Raw genomic sequence first — 8,536 nt, forward strand, 5'->3', positions numbered from 1 at the left:
CCGGCACGGGCGAAAAGGTTCACGGGGTCGAAAACCGGAGCGACGCGTCAGACGAGGAACAGGCCGTCGAGCACACCCGGGTTGTGCGCGTGCACCAGCACCAGGAAGACGACCGCGTCGAACAGCAGGTGCACCGTGACGACGTACGCGAGCGACCGGGTCTTGAGGAAGATGAAGCCCTGCAGCAGGGCGAACGGGATCGTGAGGAACGGGCCCCACGCCTGATACCCGAGCTCCCAGAGGAACGAGACGAACACGATCGCCTGCAGCCCGTTCGCGAGCCACATCGGGAAGTGGCGGCGCAGCAGCACGAAGACGGTGCAGATGAAAAACAGCTCGTCCCAGATGCCGACCGCGCCGACACCCGCGAAAAGTCGGACGATCAGGTCGGGCGTGTCCACGACGGGCCAGTTGGTGTAGACGCCCGACGTGATGAAGTAGAAGGGCAGGATGAGCCATCCGAGCGCCAGCACCACGACGAGCCACGTCCACTGGAACGTCGTCCATTTGCCACCACCGCGCCAGGGGAAGCGGATCGCGTAGTCCCTGTAAAAGAACCGGGAGATCACGTAGGGCACGACGACCGCGCCGCCCAACGCGAGGGTGAAGCGCACCATCGCCCAGTTGTCGAGTTCGGCTTTCAGCGGGATGACGCTGACGATCAGCATGCCGATCGCGATCAGCGACAGGTCGCGGACCAGGCTCGGCGGGCGCCCGACGTCTCCGGCGGCATCCGGGTCCGAGAGAGGATCGGATGCCTCAGCGGAACCCCGACCATCCAGCTGACCGCGCAGCAGCCAGGCCAGCAGCATCCCGAGCGCCAGCAGGCCCCAGCCGAGCCAGGCGATCCGCAGCACGAAGAACGCGGGAGCCGCGAGGCACACCACGAGCGCCGGAAGCAGCCCGATCCAGACGGTCGGACGGACGGGAGCGTTCTTATCGGTGAGCGCAGGCATCGCCCTCAGTCTCTCAGACCGCGCACACCGCCGCCCAGTGAGATCAGCCGACCCGTCGGTAGGCAAGGTCCCGGATGGCCCGCCCCGCGCGGATGCCCTTCCGCTCGAACGCCGTCATCACCCGACCCTCGAACCTCTCGGCCCAGTCACCCTCGAAGGCGCGCTCGAAGTGGGGTGAGGCGTCCAGGGCCACGCGCATCCCCCGCGCATAGTCTTCCCAATCGGTCGCCATCCGCAGCATGCCTCCGGGTGAGAGGGCGCGGGCGGCCGCGTCGGCGAATTCTTCCGTCACGAGCCGACGCTTGGTGTGCTTGTTCTTGTGCCACGGGTCGGGGAAGAAGACCCACAGTTCGGCGACGGATGCCTCGGGCAGCAGAATCGTCAGCACCTCGGGCGCGTTCGCCTCGATCACGCGGATGTTTCGAGCCCCCTCGCGTTCGGCGTCGAGCATCGTGCGGGCGAGCCCGGCGCGGAACACCTCGACGGCGAGGAAGTCTGTGCCGGGTTGCGCGAGGGCTGCCGCGATGATCGCGTGCCCTTGCCCCGACCCGACCTCCACGATCAGCGGCGCCGTGCGGCCGTAGACCTCGGCCGGGTCGAATCGCGCATCGCGATGGACGGATGTCTCGGCGTTGCCGCGCTCAACGTCGATCAGATATGCGGGGGCGAGCTCGACCCAGGCGCGTTCCTGACCATCCGACATCCGGCCGCCCCGCCGGACGAACGAGACCGGCTTGTCACGGAAGGTGGGTTCGTCGGGTTCGGTCACACCCTCCAGGCTACCGAGCCCGGGCATCCGTGCCCCGCCGCGCCCGTCGGCCCGCGGGCGCTACCAACTCCGCCGAAACACCCTTTCTGCGGCGAAACACCCCCAGGCACAGGGTGTTTCGGCCCAAATCAGGTGTTTCGGCGCCTCGAGGGCCGCCGGTAGGAAGCGAATGCCCACGCGTCAGGACGTGACGAAGTCGATGAGCTCTTCGACACGGCCGAGGAGCGCCGGCTCGAGGTCGCGGTACGACGACACAGCGCCCAGCACCCGGCGCCAAGCACGGGCCAGGTCAGCAGGGGTTTCGGCCGGCCAGCCGAGGCCGCGGCAGACGCCCGTCTTCCAGTCGATCCCCCGCGGAACCTCGGGCCACGCCCGGATACCCAGTGCCTGCGGCGTGACGCACTGCCAGACGTCGACGAACGGATGCCCCACGATCAGCATGTGCGCGCCGTGCGGCCCGCGCGCCACGGCGTCGGCGATCCGCGCCTCTTTCGAGCCCGGAACGAGGTGGTCGACAAGCACCCCGTAGCGGCGCTTCGCGGACGGCGGCTCGGCGGCGAGCATCGCGTCGAGCAGGTCGACACCCTCGAGATACTCGACGACGACGCCCTCGATGCGGAGGTCATCGCCCCAGACCTTCTCAACCAGTTCGGCATCGTGCCGACCCTCGACGAGGATCCGGCTCGGCAGCGCGACCCGGGCCCGGGCGTCGGCGACCGCGAAAGAACCCGACGCCGTGCGGGCGGTCGCCGGCCGGGCGGCAGGCGCGGAAGGCGCCGGCGGTTCGAGCTCGACAAGCTGACCATCCACCATGAATCCGGGGCCCAGGGGGAACAGGCGACGACGCCCATGCCGGTCCTCGAGCTCGACGTGGCCGGACTTCACGCCGGTCACGGCGCCGCACCATCCGTCCGTAGCGACCTCGACGACCAGGTCGCGTTCGGCGGCTACCCGCGGCACGCGGCGGGCGTTCTTGTCCCGCCATCCCGCGGCGAGCACGTCCGTTCCGTACCTGTCGTCCATGTCGCCTTCCGGGGGTCTCGCGGGTCGGGCGGGCGGTTCGTTCCCGCCCGCGACATCGGTCACCTGCCGCGAAACGCTACCTCGCCCCCGCAGCCCGATCGCGCGGGCTCGCCGTGAGCGCGCGCGATCGCCGTGTGGGCGCTGGGCGCCCGCTATCGGGCATGCCGGACGACGCATAGACTCGTCGGGTGGGCTGTTCCTCGGCCCTCGAAGGGGGTCGCGATGCGCGCGCGCTGGTCTCTGAATGCGCGCGCGGCTGCACTCGGCCTGTTCGTCACGGCACTGCTGCTGGGTCCTGCCGCGGCAGCAAGCGCGACTGCGCCGGTCACCCTCGGCACCGGCTACGTCCTCGACGACGTGGGTGTCCTCACGTCGGACGAGATCTCGGCCGCGGAAGCCGACCTCGCCGAGTTCCGCGAGGAGTCGGGCCTCGACCTCTGGGTCGTTTTCGTCGACGAGTTCACCGACCCGTCGTCGTCTGCGGACTGGGCCAATCAGACCGCGCTCGACAACGGTCTCGGCCCGACGCAATACCTGCTCGCGGTAGCAACGGAATCCCGACAGTTCTACCTCTCGGGCGACAGCGCGGGCCCCGTGACGGACGAGCATCTCGGTGCGATCGAGCAGAACAGCACACAGCCCGCGCTCGCCGACGATGACTGGCTGGGCGCCATCGACGCGACGGCCGCGGGACTGGGCGAAGCAATCGGCGTCACGAGCGGCACCGGCACGGATGGCGGTGGAACGGATGGCGGCGCCACCTCGGGCGGCTCGTCCGGCTTCCTCCCCCTCCTCGCGGTCGGCGCTGTGGTCGTCGCCGGATTCGTGCTGGTCGGATGGGTGCTGCTGCGCAAGCGCAAGCGTCCCACCGGCGCCGGAGTAGAGGCCCCTGTCGTGTCGACCGAAGAGCTCGAGCGACAGGCATCCGCAGCCCTCGTCGCCACCGATGACGCGATCACGACAAGCACGCAAGAACTCGGCTTCGCGAGGGCGCAGTTCGGCGACGAAGCCACGGCCGAATTCGAGGACGCTCTCGCCCGTGCCCGCGCGGCGATGACCGAGGCATTCGGACTGCAACAGTCCCTGGACGACGAAAAGCCGGACACGGATGCTCCGGCGCGGGCGGCATACTCTCGCATCCTCGAACTCTGCGCTGCAGCGAACGCCGACCTCGATGCCAAGGCCGCGGCCTTCGACGAGCTGCGCCAGCTCGAGCGGAACGCTCCCGAGGCACTGGTCCGCGTCGAGGACGAGAGGACCAAAGCTGCGGCAGCGATCGAGGCAGCCGATGCCGCTCTGGCCACGCTCGGGACCCGATACGCTCCGGAAGCCTTCGCCACCGTCGCGGACAACCCCGATCAGGCCCGCGCTCGCCTGGAGTTCGCCACCGAACAACTCGCCGAGGCGCAGCGCGACGTGGGCGCGGGCAGGGGCGGCGAGGCCGCCATCGGCATCCGCGCCGCCGAGGACGCGGTCGATCAGGCACGGCTCCTCGAAAAGGCGATCGACGATCTTACGACGAACCTTGCCGAGGGTGAGCGCCAGGCGGCCGCGCTCGTCAGCGAGCTCGAGACGGACCTCGCGACCGCCGCGTCCCTCCCCGACCCGGACGGCCGCATCGCCGCGGCAACGCTTGCGACGCGTCGCGGTGTCGACGAAGCACGGAAGTTGCTCGTTTCGCCGAGCCGGCCCCTCGCCGCGCTCGAGGCGCTGCGCGCCGCGAACGACCAGATCGATGCCGTCATCGCGGGGGTACGCGACGCCCAGGCTCGCGACGAACGCGCCCGCCAGCAACTCGCGCAGGCCATGTTGCAGGCTCAGGCGCAGATCTCGGCGGCCGACGACTACATCACTTCACGCCGCGGCGCGGTGGGGGCGACGGCCCGCACGCGACTGGCCGAGGCGCGCGCTTCGCTTGCCGGGGCGCAGCAGCTCCAAGCCACCGATGCGGCCGCGGCGCTCGGGCAAGCCGGTCGTGCGGCGCAGCTCGCGGCCGAGGCCACGAGCGCAGCCCAACGCGACGTCGGTGCTTTCGACGGCGGCGGCCTCGGCGGGGGTTTCGGCGGCGGATCAGGCTCGAACAGCGGATCCGGGATGCTCGGGGCCATGCTCGGCGGCGTCGTGCTGAACTCCCTGCTCAGCGGCGGCTCGCGCTCATCGGGCGGCTTCGGGGGGCTCGGCGGACTCGGCGGCCTCGGCGGGGGCTCGCGCGGCGGTGGCTCGCGCGGCGGCAGCTTCGGTGGCGGGCGCGCCCGTCCGGCCAGCTTCGGCGGCGGCGGCACCCGAGGACGACGCGGCGGAGGCCGGTTCTGACCCGGCGCGCGGGGGGACAGCCGAGCGGTGCCCCATACATCCGTCATCCAGACCAGAGACCACAGACCACGTGAACAGCCAACCAGGAAGGAAACCGTAATGGCCAAGCAGTCCATTTTCGGCCGCATCTCAACCCTCGTGCGGGCGAACGTCAACGCGATGATCGACCAGGCCGAAGACCCGCAGAAGATGCTCGACCAGCTCGTCCGCGACTTCACCAACAACATCGCCGACGCCGAAACGGCGATCGCCGAGACCATCGGCAGCCTGCGTCTGCTCGAGCGCGACCACCAGGAAGACATCCAGGCTTCCAAGGAGTGGGGCGGCAAGGCGCTCGCGGCGAGCCGCAAGGCCGACCAGCTGCGCGCAGCGGGCGACCCGACCGACGCTGACAAGTTCGACAACCTCGCCAAGATCGCGCTGCAGCGTCAGATCGCGGCAGAGGGCGAAGCTCGTGCCGCCGAGCCGCAGATCGCGTCGCAGACCGAGGTCGTCGACAAGCTCAAGGACGGCCTCAACGGCATGAAGCAGAAGCTCGAGCAGTTGCGCGCCAAGCGCAGCGAACTGCTCGCGCGGGCGAAGACCGCCGAGGCTCAGAACCGTGTGCACGATGCCGTCAAGTCGATCGACGTCATGGACCCGACGAGCGAACTCGGACGCTTCGAAGACAAGATCCGTCGGCAGGAAGCCCTCGCCGCGGGCAAGGCGGAGCTTGCCGCATCGAGCATCGATGCGCAGTTCGAGAGCCTCGAAGACCTGGGTCAGCTGACCGAGGTCGAGGCACGCCTGGCCGAGCTGAAGTCCGGCGGCCCGCAGCGCGCCGCGATCGACGCGCCGAGCCCGGACCTCTGATCCACCCCGGTCGCTGAGCGAGGCCGCGACGCGGCATCCGTGTTTCCGAGAAGGACGCGGATGCCGCGGCGCGGTGCTTGCGGAAAGATGTGCAGATGGCGCGCTTCGTGATCGTCCCGCAGTGGCAGGGTTCTTCGTCGAGCCGCGCGATGCAGCTCGTCGACGGCGCGACCGCGATCGCGGGTGATCTGCCGCGATCGGCGTGCACTCTCGTCGAAGTGCCCGCCGAGGCCGGCGAAAGCCTCGAGACGAACGTGCGGCGCCTGTCGACCCTGCGCCGTGTGCGCGAACTGGTTCAGGATGCCGTCGCCGGCGTGGATGGTCCCGCGATCGTCATCGGGGGTGACTGCGGAGTCTCGGTCGGTGCGGTCGCGGCGGTCGCCGCGGCGAATCCCGCCGGCGACGTGGCGGTTGTCTGGCTCGACGCGCACGCCGACCTCAACACACCCGAGACGAGTCCGTCGGGCGCATTCACCGGGATGGTGCTGCGCGCCATCCTCGGTGAAGGCGTCGATGACATGACGCTTCCGGTCGGTGCGATCACGCCCGATCGGGTCGTACTCGCCGGCACCCGCGACCTCGACGCGGCCGAAGAGGAGTACATCGCCGAGGCCGGAATCCGGATGCTGGGTGTCGATAGCCTGGCCGACCCCGAGTCGATCGTCTCCGCGGTGGCCGAGACGGGTGCGAGCCGCGTATTTCTGCACATCGACCTCGACGTGCTCGACCCGGCCGCTGTCGCCGGGCTCGCGTTCCCCGTGCCTTTCGGCGCTCGGCCAGTGGACCTCGTCGCGACGATCAAGGCGTTGCGCGCGCGCTTCCCGCTCGCGGGCGCGGCGATCACGGAGTTCTCGCCGTCGTCTGCAGACGGTGCCGTCGAAGATCTGGGCACAATCCTGCGCATCGTGGGGGCCCTCGTATGAGCCCCGCGACTCCCGCGGACGGATGGCGCGAGCGCGCCGACCGAGCCGTGCTTCGCGGACAGCGCCTCGACCGATTCATCCCCGCGTTCTTGCTCGACTCCCCCGTCAGCCGCGCCGGATATCTCTATGCCACGGGTGTCGCCTGGGTGTGGGGTGGACTGCTCAGCACCGGACGCGTAGAACGGAAGAACGGCCTGTGGGTGTTTCGGGGGCTCCCGAAATGGGCCTTCGCGCGCGGTGGCGTGTGCACAGGCGCGTGCTTCCTCACCGGCGATGGCACCGTCCCGGCATCCGTCCTGCGCCATGAGGCGGTCCATCGTCGGCAGTGGCAGAAGTACGGAATGCTGATGCCGCTGCTGTACGCGATCGCCGGGCGAGACCCCCTCCGAAACCGCTTCGAGATCGAGGCGGGCCTAGAGGATGGGCGGTACGTGCCGCGTCAGCGGGCGAGCAGGCCGTAGCGCTGCGGCGTGGTGATCGCCGTCGGCGCGACGCCGCGACGGTCGGTCAGGTGCTCGAGAATGTCGGCGGTGCCGAGGAATCCGCCGAGCAGCGTCACCCGCGTGTCGTCGCTCTCGTCGCAGATCATCTCATCGGCCCAGGCGGTGACGGCGCGGGTCAGCGCGGCGCCGGATGCACAGGCACGGCCCGTTCCCGGCTCTCCCGTGCGACGCGAGCGGTCGAGCCACGTGAGCGTCATACGCTGAGGCACCTCGAGGTCCGTGATGTACGACGCATCCGGCACCTCGATGAAGACGCGGCCCGTGGAGCACAGCGGCAGCGTCACGAGGAGTGCCTCGAGCTCGGTGAGCGAGGTCTCGTCGGCCGTCACCAGGTGCTGCACACGGCTCGCGCGCGACGCACGACGCGTCGTGGTGCGGGGCGCAGCGGTGGGGAGGGAATCGATCGACATGATGCCTTCCACTATACCCGCGAGGAAGGCATGCCTAACCTTTGTGGCCGTGAATAACCTGCGGGGTTCGACACCCGGGTCGAATGCTGCGGACGGGGGCGGTTTTCTCATGTTCTTCTCATCTGTGAAGGCCTGATCCGGGTCGTTTTCGGGGTGGGAATGTCGGTGGTTGGTCGGATGATGAAGTCATGACCGATTCCGCACTGAACGCCCGCCTTCGGGCCGACGCGCGGATGAACGTGGTGCTGCCGAAGCTGATCGAGATCCGTGCCGCGAAAGCCCGTCTGGACGCTGACGAAGCACGCGCGTTGGCTGAGGCGGAGGCGATCGCTTCGGACTGGACCGAAGAAGCCGGGGGCGGACGCGTCGGGTCGGATGCCGGGTTCCCGTATCGGTCGATCGCGGCCGAGATCGGTGCCGCGTTGCGGATCAGTGACCGCACCGTGCAACGCCAGATGGGTGAAGCCGCAACCCTCGTGAACGACTACGCCGGGACGCTCGAAGCACTGGATGCCGGAGTCATCTCTGCCGCGCACGTCCGCGCGATCGTCACGGCCGGGGCGATCATCGAGACGCCGGAGATGCGGGCGGAGTTCGAACAGGATGTCTTGCAGCTCGCGGCGGCGGAGTCCGCGACGCGGTTGACGCCCCTCGCGAAGCGGCGGAGGGTGTCAGATCGTTTGTGTAAGGGGTGTCTGCTTCTTATGGAAGGACGACACTGATGACCATGATCGACAAAGAAGCTCGAGCGGAGCGACGGCGACGGCAGGAGGAAGGCTCCAGACGG

Annotated in this window: 9 protein-coding genes; 5 read left to right on the forward strand and 4 right to left on the reverse strand. The window is 69.5% G+C overall.

Annotated elements, in window-relative coordinates; all coding sequences use genetic code 11:
* Positions 1-47: 47 nt before the first annotated feature.
* The 3 genes from ACIQ0W_RS07830 to ACIQ0W_RS07840 form a co-directional block, all read right to left on the reverse strand.
* A complete protein-coding gene (locus ACIQ0W_RS07830; RefSeq protein ID WP_396642191.1) occupies positions 48-956 on the reverse strand; it encodes a type II CAAX prenyl endopeptidase Rce1 family protein in 909 nt (302 codons plus the stop codon).
* A gap of 43 nt (positions 957-999) precedes the next feature.
* Entirely contained in the window at positions 1,000-1,752 is a 753-nt protein-coding gene (gene trmB / locus ACIQ0W_RS07835; RefSeq protein ID WP_396642192.1) for a tRNA (guanosine(46)-N7)-methyltransferase TrmB, read from the reverse strand.
* Positions 1,753-1,905: 153 nt separating this feature from the next.
* Entirely contained in the window at positions 1,906-2,748 is an 843-nt protein-coding gene (locus ACIQ0W_RS07840) for a DUF3097 family protein (protein WP_396642193.1), read from the reverse strand.
* A 222-nt stretch (positions 2,749-2,970) separates the two neighbouring features.
* Between ACIQ0W_RS07840 and ACIQ0W_RS07845 the strand changes: the two genes are divergently transcribed.
* From ACIQ0W_RS07845 to ACIQ0W_RS07860, 4 genes are all read left to right on the forward strand, one after another.
* Complete coding sequence (locus ACIQ0W_RS07845) at positions 2,971-5,061, forward strand: TPM domain-containing protein (protein ID WP_396642194.1); 2,091 nt, start codon at positions 2,971-2,973, stop codon at positions 5,059-5,061.
* 99 nt (positions 5,062-5,160) lie between these two features.
* Entirely contained in the window at positions 5,161-5,913 is a 753-nt protein-coding gene (locus tag ACIQ0W_RS07850) for a PspA/IM30 family protein (RefSeq protein WP_036300614.1), read from the forward strand.
* Positions 5,914-6,008: 95 nt separating this feature from the next.
* Entirely contained in the window at positions 6,009-6,836 is an 828-nt protein-coding gene (locus tag ACIQ0W_RS07855; protein ID WP_396642195.1) for an arginase family protein, read from the forward strand.
* On the forward strand, positions 6,833-7,297 hold the full coding sequence (locus tag ACIQ0W_RS07860; RefSeq protein WP_396642196.1) for a Fe-S oxidoreductase: 465 nt from the start codon (positions 6,833-6,835) through the stop codon (positions 7,295-7,297). Before ACIQ0W_RS07855 ends, ACIQ0W_RS07860 begins: the two co-directional genes overlap by 4 nt.
* Here ACIQ0W_RS07860 and ACIQ0W_RS07865 read toward each other — a convergent pair.
* Positions 7,276-7,749 (reverse strand): SIP domain-containing protein, encoded by a 474-nt coding sequence (locus tag ACIQ0W_RS07865; RefSeq protein WP_396642197.1) that lies wholly within the window; start codon positions 7,747-7,749, stop codon positions 7,276-7,278. The two genes, ACIQ0W_RS07860 and ACIQ0W_RS07865, sit on opposite strands and share 22 nt — an antisense overlap.
* Before the next feature lie 188 nt (positions 7,750-7,937).
* Between ACIQ0W_RS07865 and ACIQ0W_RS07870 the strand changes: the two genes are divergently transcribed.
* Complete coding sequence (locus ACIQ0W_RS07870) at positions 7,938-8,471, forward strand: DUF222 domain-containing protein (RefSeq protein ID WP_396642198.1); 534 nt, start codon at positions 7,938-7,940, stop codon at positions 8,469-8,471.
* The last annotated feature ends 65 nt before the right edge of the window (positions 8,472-8,536 follow it).

The sequence above is a fragment of the Microbacterium sp. genome (genome assembly GCF_044340635.1).
GTDB lineage: Bacteria > Actinomycetota > Actinomycetes > Actinomycetales > Microbacteriaceae > Microbacterium.